The organism is Salipiger sp. PrR007 (assembly GCF_010499845.1).
Lineage (GTDB): Bacteria > Pseudomonadota > Alphaproteobacteria > Rhodobacterales > Rhodobacteraceae > Salipiger > Salipiger pacificus_A.
On sequence record NZ_JAAGOZ010000011.1, the window covers coordinates 40,547 to 57,073 of the forward strand.

Here is a 16,527-nt window from a genome sequence, read left to right on the forward strand (position 1 = left end):
GCGGTCTCGCACCGCCGAAGATCGGCTCTTCGAGCGGCGCATCGACTCATGTTTTGTAGCCCGCACCCGCGAACCAGGCGCGGGCCCGCATGTCCTACGCCTCCACGCCCATGGGCAGGTGACGGCGGCGCTCGCCGGTCGCGGCGAAGAGCCCGTTCGCGATGGCCGGTGCGACAGGCGGCACCCCCGGCTCGCCCACGCCGGTGGCGTGCACCGAGAAGGGATGCGGCACGATGTGGGTGACCACTGTCGGGAAGTTGTCGGAGCGGACGACGTCGTAGTCGTAATAGTTCGACTGCATCACTGCCCCGTCCTCGAAGGTGATCCCCGAATGCAGCGCCACTGTCATGCCCATGACCGCCGCGCCCTGCAGCTGGCTCTCGATGCGCTCGGGGTTCGCCGCAAAGCCGCAGTCGATCGCCATGTGCATCTCGGGCACGGTGATCCGCCCGTCCGCCACCTTTACCCGCGCCGCGCAGGCCACGTAGGAGACGAAGCTTCGGTGCACCGCGAGGCCGATGCCCTCGCCCTCGGGCAGTTCCTTGCCGTAGCCGATGCCATCGGCGGCGATATTGAGGACATCGGCGAGCCGCCCGGTCTCGATTGGGAATTCGGCGATGGGCTCTCCGTAATTCCAGAAGTCCTCGGGCAGGCCAGCCGCCTTGAGGTCGAGGCTGCGCGGCGCGCCGATCAGCTCGAGCCACATCTGCCGCTGGTCCTTGCCGAGTTCATGCGCCAGTTCACCTACGCAGGAGCCGATGGCCCAAGCGTGCGGAATGTTCGAGACCGAGCGGAACCAGCCGATTCTCGTGTGGGCCAGCGCCTTGCCATGTTCGCAGCGGATGTTGGGCAGATCGAAGGGCAGGTCGGTCATCCCCATCGCCAGCTCGAGCGGCAGCACGTTGCCCTCGTCGGGGGCGAAGGTCGATATGATCGACGGTGCTACCGAGCGGTGCCGCCAGCCCGTGACCCTGCCGCTCTCGTCGAGCGCGACGTCGATGCGCTCCGCCGAGGTCGTGTGGTAGAAGGAGTGCTTCACGTCGTCCTCGCGCGTCCATTGCACGCGCACCGGGGCGCCGATCTCCTTCGAGAGAAGCGCCGCTTCGGCGACATAGTCAGCCTTGGATTTCCGGCCGAAGCCGCCGCCGAGCAGCGTGACGTTCACCCGTACCATCTCCGGGTCGAGCCCGACCGCCTTGGCGGCATCCTTGCGCGTGGTGTAGGGGCTTTGCACCGGCGCCCATATCTCCAGGCCTTCGGCGGTGTAGTTGGCGATGGCCGCCGGCGGCTCCATTGGGATATGCGCGACATGGTCCTGCGTGTAGGTGCCGGTGAAGGTCTTCGCGGCACCGGCAAGCGCGGCATCGACGTCGCCCTGGTCGCGGGCAACGGTGCCGGGCTGCTCGGAAGTCGCGACCATCTCGGCCATGTAGGGCTCGGAGCTGTATCCGCCGTGCGGCCCGGGCTCCCATGCGACTTTCAGCCGTTCGCGTCCCTGCGTTGCGGCCCAGGTGTTGCTGGCCACCACGGCGATCCCGCCGAGAGGGGCGAACTGCGTCGGCATCGAGGCATAGGGCAGTTCGTGCACGCTTTCGACTCCGGGCACTTTCAGCGCTTCGGCGGCGTCGAAGGAAAGCGCCTTGCCGCCAACCACCGGAGGTCGGGCGATCACCGCGTATTTCATCCCGGGCAGGATCACATCGGCACCGTAGACCGCACTGCCGGTGGTGATGTCGTGAAGGTCGGTGATCTGCACCTCGCCCCTGCCGACGTAGCGGAACTGGGCTTCGGTCTTGTAGGTGACCTCCTCATGCGCGGGTACCGGCTGGGCCATCGCCGCCGCGGCCAGTTCGCCGAAGCCGAGGCTCTGGCCCGAGGGGCCCTTCACCTCATGCATCTCGACGGTAACTTGCGCCGGATCGACGCCCCACTCCTCGGCGGCGGCGCGGGCGAGCATGGTACGCACCGCGCCGCCGATCTTCCGCGCCATCTGTATGTGGTGGCGCATCGAGCGCGAGCCGTCGGTGTCCTGGTTGCCGTATTTCGGCTCGTCGCCAGGGGCCTGCACGATTTTCACGCGGGACCAGTCGGCCTCCATCTCGTCGGCCATGACCATCGGGATCGACGTCCGGCTGCCAGTGCCCATCTCGGAGCGATGGGCGACCAGCGTGACCGTGCCATCTGGGTTGATCGACACGAAGACCAGCGGATCCTCGACGATCCCGTGCTCCATGCCCGAGCCACCGGTGTCATAGGTCTCGAAGGCGCGGGCAGGCATCGCATAGGCGGCCAGCGCAAAGGCGCCGGTGGTCCCCAGAAAGCCGCGGCGGGTCACCTTGGCGAGCCGCACGCTGGCGGCGCCTGTTTCGAGAAGCGGTTCAAGATATTTCAGCATGGCTCAGATCCCCGTGCTGGCGTGGCGGACGGCATCGACGATGCGCTGGTAGCAGCCGCAGCGGCAGACGTTGCCGGACATGGCGGCGAGGATCTCCGCGTCGGTCGGCTTCGGGGTCTCGCCAAGAAAGGCCGCGGCCTGCATAATCTGGCCTGGCTGGCAGAAGCCGCATTGCGGCACGTTGAGATCGCGCCAGGCAACTTGGACGGGGTGGTTGCCCTCGGCGTCGAGCCCCTCGATCGTTGTGACCGCCTTGCCGTCGACAGCGCGCAGGCTGGTCTGGCAGGCGCGCACCGCCTTGCCCTCGACATGCACGGTGCAGGCCCCGCAGAGCCCGGCGCCGCAGCCGTATTTCGTGCCGGTGAGCCCGGCGATATCCCGGATGGCCCAGAGAAGCGGCATGGTGGGATCTTCGTCGAAGACCTGCTCGACGCCGTTCAACGTAATCGTGGTCATTTCTTCCTCCCGCGGTGCAACTCTTGGCGGCCGGAATGAAACGGGCGATCGAAGAAGAGGGAGACGCTCAGTTCAGAATCGCCGCCTGGTTGCGCAATACTAGCATAAAACGGGCGCTCACTCAGCAGTCGCAAGGTCCGTGGCGACCGGTGTTGCCAGCCCTTTCGGGTCTGGTCATCCCGCCTTCGCCTTCCCATCGCGAAAAAATGACTTTTTCAGTAGGGAATTATTGTTGATTCATTTAGTCAAATAACTTAGGCCCGCCGCGAGTTCGACCTGCGTACAGGATAGTTCGATGATGCACCGTCTTGCCGGCCTCGCGGCCCTGATCTTCACCCTTCACGCCGGTGCAGCGCTGGCCGATCCCGTGACCTTTACCGACATCGCCGGGCGCGAGGTCACCGTCGAAGCTCCTGTGGAGCGCATGATCCTCGGCGAGGGGCGGCAGGTCTATCTGCTTGGCATTCTCGACCGCGAGGATCCCTTCGAGCGCGTCGTCGGTTGGCGTCAGGACCTGCTGGAGGCGGACCCCGCCAGCTACCACATCTACGCCGAGAAATTTCCGCAACTGAAGGATCTGCCCACATTCGGCGGTTTCAAGGACGGCACTTTCGACGTCGAGCAGGCTGCAGCGCTGAAGCCGCAGCTGGTGCTGATGAACCTCGAAGCCAAGGCGGCGACCGAGGACGCGGGCTACGACGAGAAATTGGCCAAGCTCGGCATCTCGATTGCCTATGTCGATTTCCGCGAGGATCCGATGGCGCATAGCGTCGAGTCCATGCGCATCATGGGTAAGGTGACCGGCAAGGAAGCGCAGGCGGAAGAGTACATCGACTTTGTCGAAGCGCAGATGGCCCGGGTGACCGACACGCTTGAGGGTGCAGAGTTCGACCGGCCCAAGGTCTTTGTCGACCGCGCGGGCGGCTACTCGGACGATTGCTGCATGACCTTTGGTCCCGGCAACTTCGGCGACTACGTCGAGATCGCCGGGGGGACAAATATCGCGGGCGATATCCTGCCCTCGACCTTTGGCACGCTGAATCCCGAGCAGATCATTGCCGCCAATCCCGACCAGGTGATCGTCACTGGCGGCCAGTGGGACGCTTACGTTCCCGGTGGCAACTGGGTCGGCATGGGGCCGGGCTCTGACATGGACGTGGCGCGCGGCAAGCTCGAGGCGCTCACCCAGCGCACCGCGATGACCGGCATCAATGCCGTCGAGACCGGCGAGTTCCACGCTATCTGGCATCAGTTCTACGACAATCCGTATTACTTTGTTGCCGTGCAGAAGATCGCCACATGGCTGCATCCCGAGCTTTTCGCGGACCTCGACCCCGAGGCGACGCTGAAGGAACTTCACACGCGATTCCTGCCGGTGGACTACACGCCTGGCTACTGGGTCTCGCTGAGCGATGACTGATCTCGGGACCGCAACCGGATCGGAGACCGGGCGCGATTTCTATCGCGCCCTCGTGCTTCGCAGGCAGTTGATCCTGCTGGGCCTCGGCCTTGCCCTCGGGCTGGCCTTCTGCGCCGATCTCGCGCTTGGCCCGGCGCGCTATGCGCTGGCCGATGTGGCCCGCACGCTGGTCAGCCCCGGCTCGGTGGATGAGCGCATGAAGGTGATCGTCTGGGATATCCGCATGCCCGTGGCGCTGATGGCGCTGGTGGTCGGCGCGAGCCTGTCGGTCGCAGGCACGCAGATGCAGAGTATCCTCAACAACCCGCTCGCAAGTCCCTTTACGCTGGGCATCTCGGCGGGGGCGGGCTTCGGCGCCGCGCTGGCGCTGGCCTTTGGCGTGGCGCTCTTTCCTTTCGCCGTGGACTACATCATTCCGGTCAACGCCTTTCTGATGGCGATGCTGACCGCGCTGGCGATCTACGCGCTGAGCCTGCGGCGCGGTGTGACCAGCGAGACGATTGTCCTGCTCGGTATCGCGCTTGTCTTCATCTTCAACGCGCTGATGTCGCTGATCCAGTTCTTTGCCAGCCAGCAGGCGGTGGCGGCCGTGGTCTTCTGGACCATGGGCAGCCTCACCAAGGCCACCTGGCCAAAGCTCGCCATCGCCTCGGCCGCCCTGGCGCTCTCGCTGCCGCTCCTGACTCGACGGGGCTGGGCGCTGACCGCCATGCGGCTCGGCGATGCCAAGGCCGAGAGCATGGGGGTGCGCCCGGGCCGGGTGCGGCTTGAGGTGCTGATGATCGTCAGCCTGCTGGCCGCGATCTCGGTCTCCTTCGTCGGCACCATCGGGTTCATCGGGCTCGTCGGCCCGCACATCGCGCGGATGCTGTTGGGCGAAGATCAACGCTTCCTGCTGCCCGGTGCGGCGCTGTCGGGTGCGCTGATCCTGTCGGTAGGCTCGGTGCTGTCGAAGATGGCCATCCCCGGCACGGTGATCCCGATCGGCATCGTCACAGCGATCGTCGGCATCCCCTTCTTCCTCTACCTCATCCTCAGCCGGAGGGGCAGCGCATGGTAAGCCTCGAGCTGCGGGATTTGGGCGCCAGCTACGGCGGGCGCGAGGTGCTGTCGGGCATCACGACGCCCAAGCTGACCGGCGGGCAGGTGGTTTCTCTGCTGGGGCCGAACGGGGCGGGCAAGTCGACGCTCTTTCGCCGTATCTTCGGCATTTTGAAGGGGGCGGGCGAGGTCCGCATCGAGGGTGCGTCGTCACCCCGTCCCATCGCCTACATGCCGCAGGATGACGGCGGGCGCCCGGCGCTCTCGGTTTACGAGGCGGTGCTGCTGGCGCGCATGCAGGGGCGGCGGCTGCAGGTCTCGGGCGAGGATCATGCCGAGGTCGACCGGGTGATCGCCCTGCTTGACATGGGGCGACTGCGCGGCCGTCCTGTGGGCGACCTCAGCGGCGGCCAGCGGCAGATCGTGGGCGTGGCGCAGGCGCTGGTGCAGCGTCCGCAGATCGTGCTGATGGACGAGCCGACCTCGGCGCTTGACCTGTCGCGGCAGATCGGACTGCAGACGCTCATGCGCAGCCTCGCACGCGAGCAGGGGTTGCTGGTGATGATCGCCCAGCACGACCTCGGTCACGCGCTGCGCTTCACCGACGCCTGCCTGGTGATCGCCGAGGGCGGACTCGCGGCCTGCGGGCCGACGGGCGAGGTGATCACGCCCGCGCTTTTGCGCGACATCTTCGAGGTCGAGGCGCGGGTCGAGCGCTGCTCGAAGGGCATCCCGCAGCTCATGGTGGATCACCGCCTCGGGGATCTGGGCGTGAGTGCTGGACGTAATCTCCCCAAAAGCGCTGGATAAAATTTCCCCAGTTTGGCGCTGTTGACGATGGTCCGGGGGGCATGCCCCCCGGACCATCGGCGACGCAGAATTATCCCTGCTGATGCCAATGGAAGGGCGCGCGGGTGGTGGAACTGAGGGAGATCGTGATGATCTTGGAATTGAAACGGCAGGGCCTCGGCGTCAGCGCGATCGCGCGGCAGACCGGGCTGGATCGCAAGACGGTGGGGAAACACCTCGAGCGCGGGCTCGAGGTGCCGGTCTAGGGGCCGCGCGAGCCGGAAGCGCGGCTGGCGCAGGAGTATCGCAATTGCCTGGCCGGGGTTCTCTGCCCGGCGGTTGCACCGCGCGATCAAGGCGACGCTCTCCGAGGAGGCCCGGCACCGGATCGAGGCGCTTCAGTGGTGCTACGACCCTGCGGGGCTCTTCCGAAGTGCCCGTGTCGACGCGGCTCTCTCCCTGGCATGAGAGCGCCCCCCGGCCTTTGCGCCGGGCGGATGCCGACGGGGCGAGCCCTGCAGTCACGACATTCGAGCGCCCCGGCAGCGCCGGGGCTTTTGCTCTTCGACAGGGCAGATCGAGTGCGGGACCCCGCGTCTGCCACCGACCAGAGGCCATTTCGATGGTCCGCCTTGACCGAGGTCAACGGGAAGAGCGCGCGCGCGTGGTCTCATGCGGGGATCCCCGAGACGGACGACGCCAGGGGATCGAAGCACGTCAGGCAGACCAAGGGAGGGCTGGGTCATGGCGACGCAACTGAAGGTCGTATCGGTGGAGCGGGTTTCGGTAGGTGGCGACGGCGAGCAGGGCGAAGGCGCGAGCATTCGCGGGGTCTTCAGCGCGGACGGTGCCAAGCTGCTGATGCAGTCCGGCGCAGGCTTCGTCCCCGATGATCGGAATTCCTACGGCGACATCTATCTCAAGGAGATGGCCAGCGGCGCGATTGAGCGGCTCACGCTTGATCCGGGCATCGCGGACCCCGAATCGGGAGGCTACGAGCCCGCGATTTCCGCCGATGGCTCCCGCGTGGCCTACACGTCGACCTTCGCTGTCACGATCGGCGGAATTACAGGTCCGCAGGAGACGGTGGTCTTCAAGGACCTGATCACCGGCGTGGACAAGCTGGTCTCTGCCAGCGCCGCCGGTGAGCCGGGGAATGACGCCAGCTTCTACGCGCATTTCTCGCCCGACGGGACGCAGATCGCCTTTACCAGCTACGCCACCAACCTGGTGCCGGGCCTTCCCATGGTCGGTGACGCGGTCTTCCTCAAGGACATCGCCAGCGGCGATATCCGGATGCTCTCGAGCAACGCCGCGGGCGAGGCTGCCAACAACTACAGCGTCGGGGTCGGTTTCACGCCGGACGGTTCGAACTTCGCCTTCTCGAGCCTTGCGGACAACCTGATCGAAGGTGACGGCAACGGCGTGCGCGACATCTTCACAAAGGATCTGACCACCGGCGCGGTGCGGCGCCTTTCGGTCGGGGCGGATGGGACCGAGGGCAATGGCGACAGCTCGGAAGGCAGTTTTTCGCCCGACGGCAGCAAGCTGCTGTTTGCCAGTCGCGCGACGAATTTCGTCGCAGGCGACCGCAACGGTTCGCAGGACCTCTTCATCAAGGACCTCGTGACCGGAGAGATCACGCTGGCCTCCATCGACAGCCTCGGCAATCAGTGGGAGGCCGACAGCTATGGCGGGGTGTTCTCTCCGGACGGCACGAAGATCGCCTTCTACAGCGATACCGCCGAGCTCGCGCTGCGCGATGACAACGGCGCGCAGGATGTCTTCGTGAAAGACCTCGTCTCGGGCGCGCTCGCCGTGCTGTCGGCCAATGTCGCGGGCGAGATCGGTGACGCGCAGAGTTTCTGGCCGCAATTCGTGCCGGATGGGTCGGGCGTGCTGTTCACGAGCTACGCGAGGAACCTCGTCCCGGACGACACAAACGGCGAGCGTGATCTCTTCATTGCCCGCTTCGAGGAGCAGCAGCTCGGAGGGCCCGTGCAATGGAGCAAGGCCGAGGGCGGCAATGGCCATTGGTATGAATTTGTCGAGGAGCCGCTGGCTTGGGCCGAGGCCCGGGCCGACGCCGAGGGTCGCAATCACCTTGGCCTGCCGGGCTACCTGGCGACGATCACCTCGGAGGAGGAGAATGCCTTCGTGCTGTCGATGACGCCGCCCAATGTCTGGGTTGGCGGGTCTGATGCGGCGCGCGAGGGGATCTGGAGCTGGACCGGCGGTCCCGAGGTGGGGCAGGTGTTCTGGAGCAGCTCCGGCGGCGCCACCGGCTACGTCGACTGGGGCGGGGACGAGCCGAACGACGTGGGGGGCGAGGACTACCTGCTGGCCCATGCGCTTTATCCGTCTGGCACCTGGGCTGACGCCGGGGTGCCGCCGAACCCCAATTCGCGCTTCGGCTACGTGGTCGAGTACGGCGCGCAAGGCCATTGCTTCGCCGAGATCGCGCCCGGCCGGACCGAGGCCGAAGCGCTCGGCATCGAAGGCGGCTTCGCGCCGTCGCACAATGTCTGGGCCTCGGGCGGGGCCTATCTGCAGGCCACGGGGTCCGGCGAGGCGATCGCCACCGGCAGGTTCTCGGGGCCCAAGGGCACCTACAGCCTGACGATCGGCTATTTCGACGAGACCGATGGCGCGAGCCGGATGCGCGTCCTCGTGAACGGCGTCCAGGTCGACGACTGGCTCTGGAACGGGACCTGCGGCGACGCCATCGTCACCGGGGCCGGCGCTGCCGAGCGCGTCATCGAGGACCTCGATCTATCCCCGGGCGACAGGATCGAACTGGTCGGCACGCCCAGCGGGGGCGAGCCGCTGCGGACCGACTATCTTATCCTCACGGACAGGCTGCTCGATGTGGTCGGGAGCGAGGGTGCCGACCGGCTGAAGGGAAGCGATGCAGACGAACGGCTGCTGGGGTTCGGCGGCTCGGATCGGATCGAGGCGCTCGGCGGCGAAGACCTGATCTTCGCCGGTTCCGGGGCGGACACGGTCCGCGCCGGAGAGGGCGACGACACGATCTTCGGGGGGCCGGGGCTCGACGTGATCTATACCGGACCAGGGGCCGACGTGGTCGTGCTTTCCGATCTCAAGCATTTCGACAAGCTCTACGATTTCGAGGTCGGCGTGGACAGGTTGCGCGTTGAGATTGACGGCGTCGAGACCGATGATCTCTACGTCAGGAACTGGCGGCTGATGGCACGGAGCTGCGGCGAGGACGTTCTGCTCGCCTATATTCCCGATGCCTATACTGCGCGCGCCAGTGTCGCCGACCTTTTGCAGCCCGAGGTTCCCGCGGATGGCACAACGCTGCACCGCCTCGAGTTCGGCACCGACCAGAAGGGAGAACTCTCGTTCCTGGAGGATGTCGACCGGTTCCGTTTTGAAGCGGAGGCCGGGAAGTTCTATGTCTTCACGATGACCGGTGATCCGGCGTCGGACCGGCCGATTGCCGCGCCGCGGCTCGATCTGCATTCGGCGGAGGGGGCGTTCCTTGGCAGCAGCAACGATAGCGGCGCGCCGGTGGCGCAATTGCCTTTCCTCGCGACGGGGAACGGACCGCTTTTTGTCGACGCCTATGATCTCTACGGCGGAGAGATCGGGGGCTACATCCTGTCGGTTGGTCTGGCCGAAGATCTCGACCGCATCGCGGGGCATGTAAGCACCGATGCGGTGCTGGGGGTGACCGCGGCAGTCGAGAGCGATCTTGGCTACCCCGGTGACATCGACTGGTTTCGCGCGGAGATGGCGCCGGGCTCGCTCTACCGCGCGGAACTTTCCAGTGCGCCGGGAACGAACCCCTACCTGTCTTTTGTCGACGCATCGGGCGCGGTGCTCGCGCGCGGCTACGGCGGCACATTGGCCACGGTCTACTTTCGTGCCCCGGCCGAGACACCGGTCTTCGTGCAGGTCGACGCGGATTCCGGCCACGAGGCTGGAACTGGAGTCGGCCCCTACCAGCTGACGCTCGCGCGCGCCGATGCGATCGACGCGATCCCCGAAGATGCTTCGACCTCGACCACGCTGGATGTGGGAGAGACCCTACGCAGCGATATCGCATATGCCGGGGACGAGGATTGGGTGCGTGTGTCGCTCGAGGCCGGGCGAAGCTACCAGTTCGACCTGAGCGGCGTCGCGGACCGGGACGACCCGCTGAGCTATCCGGAACTCGCGCTCTACGACAGCACCGGCGGGCTGCTTGCGGCGGACGACGGCGACGCCGGCAGCGCTGCGCACCTGTCGTACATGGCCGAGGCGGATGCGCTGGTCTTTGCGGCGGCGCGCAGCGTCTATGCGTATTTCACCGGAGATTACGCGCTCGGGGTGTCATGACCGGCAGCGGCGACGGCCCATCGGTCGGTCGCCGCGGGCTCCCTGCTGCAGGCCTGCCACGGGCCCGGCCGCGAAACACCCATACCGTGCAAGGGGCAGCCCTCGGTGATCGCCTGCAGGCGGTCAAGGAGGACGGCAGATCTTGCAATCATGACAGCGGGATCGGCCGCTGCTCCTCAATAGCTTCCATGGCAAAGTAGGAGGTCACAGTCTCTAGTTCGACCTTCGAAATGAGTTGCTTGTAACATTCGTCATAACTGGACATGTCACGCGTCACGATCTTCAGCAAGTAATCGTATTCGCCTCCAATGCGGAAGAAATCGACCACGTCCTTGATCGTCGAGACATGTTTGCGGAACTGGTCGAGCCAGCCTGCCGAGTGATGGCGCGTACGGATCATCACGAAGACAACCAGCCCGGCGCCGAGCCGTTCGCGGTCGAGAAGCACCGTGTAGTTGCGGATCACTCCAGCCGCTTCGAGCGCCTTGAGGCGCCGCCAGCAGGCGTTTTGCGACAGACCCACCCGATCAGCGAGTGCCCGCTGCGACTGCGAAGAGTCGCGCTGGAGTTCCTCCAATATGCGGCAATCGATTTGATCGAGTTTGTGGTCCATTTTTCGATCATACGAGCGAAAATTTCACCAGCAAAGGTAAAAATAGGTGGTGAGTTTCCAGATTTGTTGGTCAAGTATCAACCTACGTGTTCTGAGAGGTTGCGGGCGGCGCATGCTCTAGTACTCGGATCATGGGAGTGGTGGGAAATATCCGCAAAACCATGGCATAACCGGACGTTTGCAGTTGCTTTTCTTTCGCATAAATTCAAGGCGTTTGAGCTGGGGCTCTGGTCGACATTACCTTGGGCTTGGAGTTAGCTGCATGTCTGAAGCAAACCGAGAGACAAAGGGGCAGGGTCATAGCCGGAATGTCGTATGATATCTCCGAGGAAATGCACTTCGTTTGCTTGGCGTCTTCGGCTCGGTTCTATCTTTGGCAATCGCATCGGGGCCCTTTGACATGATCGCGCGGAGTTCGCCACTTCGACTGCGGAACTTCCGCTATCTCTTCATCGCCCACATCCTGTCGCTGGTCGGAGTGGGGGTGATGACCGTTTCTCTCTCGCTCACCGCCTTCGAGGCCGGGGGCACGGAAGCTGGGGGCACCATTCTCGGTGGCATTCTTGCGCTCAAGATGATCTCCTATGTGCTGATCGCGCCGCTGGCCGAGACAGTGCTGTCGCGCCGGCCCCGCAGGGCGACGTTGGTGACCATCGACATCCTGCGCCTCGGCATCGTTGCCCTCATGGGGTTGGCTTTTTCGAGCTGGCAGATCGCGGTTTTGGCCTTCTTGTTCTTCGCAATCTCTTCCGGGTTCACGCCGCTCTTCCAGTCGGTGCTTCCGGACCTGCTCGAGGACGAGGACAGCTACTCCCGCGGTCTGGCGCTGTCGCGCATCGCCTACACGCTGGAAACGATCCTCAGTCCGGTCATCGCGGCTGCGGCGCTGAAGGTGCTGACTGCGGACGATCTTTTCTTCCTCGCCTCGGGCTGCTTCCTCGGCTCGGCGGTCTTCCTCTTCACCACACGCTTCCCGGCGAGCCACGTTTCGCACAAGGCGCCCTTCCTTGAGCGTGTCTCGAAGGGCCTGCGCATCTACGCGCTCACGCCGCGGTTGCGCGGGCTCTTTATGCTGAACTTCGCGCTGTCGTTGTCCATGGCCTGGGTGTTGGTCAACACGGTGGTCTTTGCCGGGGGGCGCCTTGGAGACGCCGAGCATTACTACACGCTGTTGATGACCTGCTATGGCGTCGGGGCTGCGATTGGCGCGATGACCGTGCCGCGGCTGGTGCGACGCCTCGATGAGCGCCGCTGCATGTCTGCGGGGGTCTTCCTTTTCGCCACGCTCGGGATCTTTCTGAGCCTCGTGTCGGCGCCGCCGGTGGCCGGGCTGATGTTGCTCTGGAGCGGTTTCGGGCTGGCTTCCTCGCTGGTGCTGACCCCGGGTGGGTTGGTGCTGGCGCGCTCGGCCCGGAGCGGCGACAGGCCGGCGGTCTTTGCCGCGCAGTTCTCGCTCAGCCACGCCGGCTGGTTGCTAGCCTACCCCGTCGCGGGCTGGCTCGGCGCTTCGATCGACCCGGCCCACGCGATGGGTATACTCTCGCTGGCGTCGATCGCCGTGACCCTGCTCGCGTTGCGCGTCTGGTCCGCCGCCGATCCGCTGGTCCGGGCGCACAGCCACCCCGACCTGCCGGCCGACCATCCGCATCTGCGCGACCATCCGGGGCAGGGCGCGGAGCAGGTCCACGCGCATGACTTCCACATCGACGAACTGCACCGACACTGGCCGCAGCGCGCCTGATTCACGACTTCCAGACGATAGGGACAGAACCATGACCGAACACGCCACCCCCGCCATCGACGGACAGGGCCTCGCCGCCCTCGAGGCGCGGCTGCAAGAGGACCTCGAGTTCCTCTGCTACCCGGGAAAATCCTGGGTGCCGGCCCGGGAGGTGCATGGCGAGAAGGTTCATGACGTGGTGATCATCGGCGCAGGCATGTGCGGCCTGGTCTCCTGGCTGGCGCTACGCATGGGGGGCATCGACAATGTGCGTGTGCTTGACCGCAGCCCGGCAGGGCTGGAAGGGCCGTGGCTGAACTATGCGCGCATGGTCACCTTGCGCTCGCCCAAGACGCTGACTGGCCCGGCCTTCGGGTTGGGCGCGCTGACCTTTCAGGCGTGGTTTCGCGCGCAGTTCGGTACCAAGGCTTGGGAGAAGCTCGACAAGATCCCGCGGCCGCAGTGGATGGAGTATCTGCGCTGGTATCGCAAGGCGCTGAACGTGCCGGTCGAGAACAAGGTCAGCGTCGACCGGGTCGAGCCCGAGGGCGACCTGCTGCGCCTGCACCTGAGCGGCGCACCCGAGAAATCCATCCTGACCCGCAAGCTGATCTCGGCGACCGGCCGCGACGGCACCGGCAAGCCCAATATCCCTGGCTTCATGGCGGGGCTGCCGCGAAAGCTGTGGGCGCACAGCGCCGACGACATCGATTTCAACGCGCTGAAGGGAAAGAAAGTCGGGGTGATCGGCGTCGGCGCCTCTGCCGTCGACAACGCCGCCGAAGCACTGGAGCATGGCGCGGCCGAGGTCCGTCACCTGATCCGCCGCAAGGACATGCCGACGATCAACAAGATGATGGGCATCGGCTCCTACGGATTCACATGTGGCTATGCCGATCTGCCTGATGCGTGGCGCTGGCGCTTCATGCAGTACAGCTTCGCCACCCAGACCCCGCCGCCACATGGATCCACGGTGCGCGTGAGTCGCCATCCAAACGCGCATTTCCACTTCGGCAAGGCCACGGATTCTGTCGAGCAAGTGGGGGATCAGGTGCGGATCAACTTCTCCGACGGCAGCAGCTACACCGCGGAATTCCTGATCCTCGGCACCGGCTTCGTCACCGACCCCGAGATGCGCCGCGAGTTCGGCGAGGCGGCCAACGCGATACAGCTCTGGCAAGACGTCTACACGCCGCCGGAGGATGAAAAGAGCCCCGATCTCGGCCGCTTCCCCTATCTCAACCCGGATTTCACCTTCCGCGAGAAAGTGCCCGGCACCGCGCCTTGGCTCGGCAACGTCTATTGCTTCAACTACGGCGCCACCGCCAGCTTGGGCAAGGTCAGCGGCGACATCCCGGGCGTCTCGGAAGGCGCGGCGTGGCTGGCGCGCGAGCTCTGCGCGAAACTCTACGCCGAGGATGTGGCCAAGCACTGGCAGATCCTGCAGGATTACCAGACGCCGGAGCTGAACGGCGAGGAATGGACGCCCAGCGAGCTGCCGGGCGAAGACAAGACGACCAAAGGACTTGTGGCATGAGCGACCTCTCGACCCTGACCAGCACCGCCATGGGCGGTGTGACGGAAGGAGGGCCCGCCGCCGCCGCGGCAGAGCTGCGCGGCAACATCTTGGAAATGACCCAGACCGCCGAGGAGGCCGTGCTCGCGCCCGCAGACTGCGGCGCCTGGCCGGCCGACCTGCGCGCGGCGCTGGCCGCCCGTATCGCACGGCTGAACGGGCAGGAAGAGACCGCGCGGCGCTATGCCGCGCGCATGGCGGGCCAAGACTATGCCGCGCTGGCCGATCCCTCGGAGGACGGGGCGGTGATGGGACTGGCGCGGGTCGTCGCTTTCATGGATTCCGTTGCCATGCTGCCGCGCGACGTGACGGCCGAGGACATCTCGGCCCTGCTCTCCGCGGGGGTGTCCGATGCCGACATCGTTCGGCTCTGCGAACTCAACGCCTTTCTGGCCTACCAGCTGCGGCTGGTCGCGGGGCTCAAGCTGATGACGGGAGCGGGCGCATGAGCAAGGTCATCCACAAGTTCACCCGCAACGTGCCGCATTGGCAGCCGCGCGTGACGCCGGTCAAGCTCGAGGAGGCAACGCCCGAGCAGCTCGATGCGCTCCAGGTTACACCGTCAAACACTAAGGTCTCGGACTACGTGCTGACACTGGCGCATGACGTCGAGAGCCTGAAGGTGCGCTCGCCGCTGTTCAACGCGATCATGTACGACAAGCAGGGCCTGAGCCGCGCCGAGCGCGAGGTCGGCGCACTGGCCGCCTCGATGGTCAACCGCTGCATCTACTGCGCTGCCGTGCATGCTTCTCGCCACGCGCAGATCCTCAAAGACACAACGGTTACCGACGAGCTCTTCCTGAAGGGCGAGAAGGCCGATCTTGGCCCGCGCGACCGCGCCATCTTCGACTTTGCCCGCAAGCTCTCGGCGGCGCCCTCCGAAGCGGCGCCCGAGGACATGGCGGCGCTGAGAGAGGTGGGGCTAGACGAGGCGGAGATCCTCGATCTGATCCTGTCGACTGCGCTCTTCGGCTGGGCCAACCGGCTGATGCACATCCTGGGCGATCCGGTGCGCCAAGAGGTGGACGCATGAGCCTCTCTATCGGGATCGCCGGGGCGGGCAGCATCGCCTTCGGCACTGCCGCGGTGCTGGAAAGCCGCGGCCACAAAACCGCGCTCTGGTCTCCCTCGGGTCGTGGCACCGATGGGCTGAGGCAGGGGCTGACCGCCTCCGGCGCGCTGTCGGGGGTGTTCCAACCAGAGGTGGCGGACAGCGCCGAGGTGCTGGTCGCGGGCCGCGACGTGGTGCTGATCGCCGTGCCGGGCTACGGCCACAAGGCGGTGATGGACGCCATCGCGCCACACCTGTCCGAGGGCCAGCAGGTCATCGTCTCGTCGCATGCCTCCTTCGGCGCGGTCTACCTGTCCGAGCTGCTGGCCGCGCGGGGCCTGACGCTGCCGATCACGGCCTGGGGCACCACGGCGCTCACCGGGCGCCGCACCGGCGTTGCGGAGTGCAACGTCAACACCATCCGCGCCAAGATCGATATGTGCACTGTACCGGCCGACGCGCAGACCCAGGCACTCCGGACCTGCCAGGCGCTGTTTGGCGATGTCTTCGTGCCGCGCGACGGGCTTCTGGCCATCGCCCTGTCGAACCTCAATCCGCAGAACCACATGGGCATCGCGCTCGGCAACATGACCCGCATGGAACATGGGGAGGTCTGGTCGCAGGCCGGCAACGTCACGCGCAACGTGGGGCGGTTGATGGAGGCGCTTGACGCTGAGCGTCTGGCCATCGCCGAGGCGCTGGGGCTGAGCGTGAAGACCATCTTTGAGCACTACCACCAGAGTTACCACGTGCCGGTCGCGTCTATCCACGAAATGAACGCTGCGCTGGTCGCGGCGGGCACCGGAGGGCAGGGCCCGGCCACCGCCGACAGCCGCTACATCACCGAGGACGTGCCCTACGGGCTGGTGCCGACGGTCGTGCTAGGCGACCTCATCGGCGTGCCGGCGGAGCTGCACCGCTCGGGGGTCAAGCTGTTCTCGGCCATGTATGGCCGAAACTTCGAACAGGAAAACGAGCTGTTGTCTGCCCTATCTCTGGGCGATCTGAGTCTTGACGAAATGCGGGAGCTGGCCCTGTCGGGGCGGCGTCCGGGCCCGGAGCAGCACCGGGCCAGCGCCGGCTGACGAGCTGGCGTGGCTACACAGACGCTGGTCGACGGGC

The 16,527-nt window shown here is 65.8% G+C and carries 12 protein-coding genes and 1 pseudogene; 10 read left to right on the plus strand and 3 right to left on the minus strand.

Translation table 11 applies throughout. The features are described from left to right. Window positions 1–94: 94 nt before the first annotated feature. Entirely contained in the window at window positions 95–2,395 is a 2,301-nt protein-coding gene (locus tag G0Q01_RS03400) for a molybdopterin cofactor-binding domain-containing protein (RefSeq protein WP_164213014.1), read from the minus strand. Between the two features lie 3 nt (window positions 2,396–2,398). Next, on the minus strand, window positions 2,399–2,851 hold the full coding sequence (locus G0Q01_RS03405) for a (2Fe-2S)-binding protein (protein ID WP_164190354.1): 453 nt from the start codon (window positions 2,849–2,851) through the stop codon (window positions 2,399–2,401). A 295-nt stretch (window positions 2,852–3,146) separates the two neighbouring features. Here G0Q01_RS03405 and G0Q01_RS03410 point away from each other — a divergent pair, with 295 nt between their 5' ends. The 5 genes and pseudogenes from G0Q01_RS03410 to G0Q01_RS03430 all read left to right on the plus strand — a co-directional run bounded on the left by G0Q01_RS03410 (window position 3,147) and on the right by G0Q01_RS03430 (window position 10,445). Continuing rightward, window positions 3,147–4,271, plus strand: coding sequence for an ABC transporter substrate-binding protein (locus tag G0Q01_RS03410; protein ID WP_164213015.1), 1,125 nt, complete (start codon window positions 3,147–3,149; stop codon window positions 4,269–4,271). Further along, a complete protein-coding gene (locus tag G0Q01_RS03415; RefSeq protein WP_164190359.1) occupies window positions 4,264–5,331 on the plus strand; it encodes an iron ABC transporter permease in 1,068 nt (355 codons plus the stop codon). The genes G0Q01_RS03410 and G0Q01_RS03415 overlap by 8 nt, the downstream gene beginning before the upstream one ends. Further along, entirely contained in the window at window positions 5,325–6,122 is a 798-nt protein-coding gene (locus G0Q01_RS03420; RefSeq protein ID WP_164190361.1) for an ABC transporter ATP-binding protein, read from the plus strand. Before G0Q01_RS03415 ends, G0Q01_RS03420 begins: the two co-directional genes overlap by 7 nt. Window positions 6,123–6,226: 104 nt before the next feature. Further along, a pseudogene (locus G0Q01_RS27270) lies at window positions 6,227–6,364 on the plus strand (IS21 family transposase); the annotation flags it as partial. A gap of 481 nt (window positions 6,365–6,845) precedes the next feature. Next, a complete protein-coding gene (locus G0Q01_RS03430; protein WP_164190366.1) occupies window positions 6,846–10,445 on the plus strand; it encodes a PD40 domain-containing protein in 3,600 nt (1,199 codons plus the stop codon). Between the two features lie 148 nt (window positions 10,446–10,593). Here G0Q01_RS03430 and G0Q01_RS03435 read toward each other — a convergent pair whose 3' ends face one another. Beyond that, window positions 10,594–11,058: an Lrp/AsnC family transcriptional regulator gene (locus G0Q01_RS03435; protein WP_164190368.1), complete on the minus strand. Its 465-nt coding sequence runs from the start codon at window positions 11,056–11,058 to the stop codon at window positions 10,594–10,596. Window positions 11,059–11,458: 400 nt separating this feature from the next. Between G0Q01_RS03435 and G0Q01_RS03440 the strand changes: the two genes are divergently transcribed. Genes G0Q01_RS03440 through G0Q01_RS03460 form a run of 5 tightly spaced genes read left to right on the plus strand, consistent with a single transcriptional unit; the run spans window position 11,459 to window position 16,490 of the window. Continuing rightward, on the plus strand, window positions 11,459–12,799 hold the full coding sequence (locus G0Q01_RS03440; protein ID WP_164190370.1) for an MFS transporter: 1,341 nt from the start codon (window positions 11,459–11,461) through the stop codon (window positions 12,797–12,799). Between the two features lie 31 nt (window positions 12,800–12,830). Then, window positions 12,831–14,315, plus strand: a complete 1,485-nt coding sequence (locus tag G0Q01_RS03445) for an NAD(P)-binding domain-containing protein (protein ID WP_164190373.1) — start codon at window positions 12,831–12,833, stop codon at window positions 14,313–14,315. Next, on the plus strand, window positions 14,312–14,803 hold the full coding sequence (locus tag G0Q01_RS03450; protein WP_108964787.1) for a hypothetical protein: 492 nt from the start codon (window positions 14,312–14,314) through the stop codon (window positions 14,801–14,803). The genes G0Q01_RS03445 and G0Q01_RS03450 overlap by 4 nt, the downstream gene beginning before the upstream one ends. Continuing rightward, complete coding sequence (locus G0Q01_RS03455; RefSeq protein WP_164190375.1) at window positions 14,800–15,387, plus strand: peroxidase-related enzyme; 588 nt, start codon at window positions 14,800–14,802, stop codon at window positions 15,385–15,387. Before G0Q01_RS03450 ends, G0Q01_RS03455 begins: the two co-directional genes overlap by 4 nt. Further along, window positions 15,384–16,490: an NAD/NADP-dependent octopine/nopaline dehydrogenase family protein gene (locus tag G0Q01_RS03460; protein ID WP_164190378.1), complete on the plus strand. Its 1,107-nt coding sequence runs from the start codon at window positions 15,384–15,386 to the stop codon at window positions 16,488–16,490. The genes G0Q01_RS03455 and G0Q01_RS03460 overlap by 4 nt, the downstream gene beginning before the upstream one ends. Window positions 16,491–16,527 lie beyond the last annotated feature (37 nt).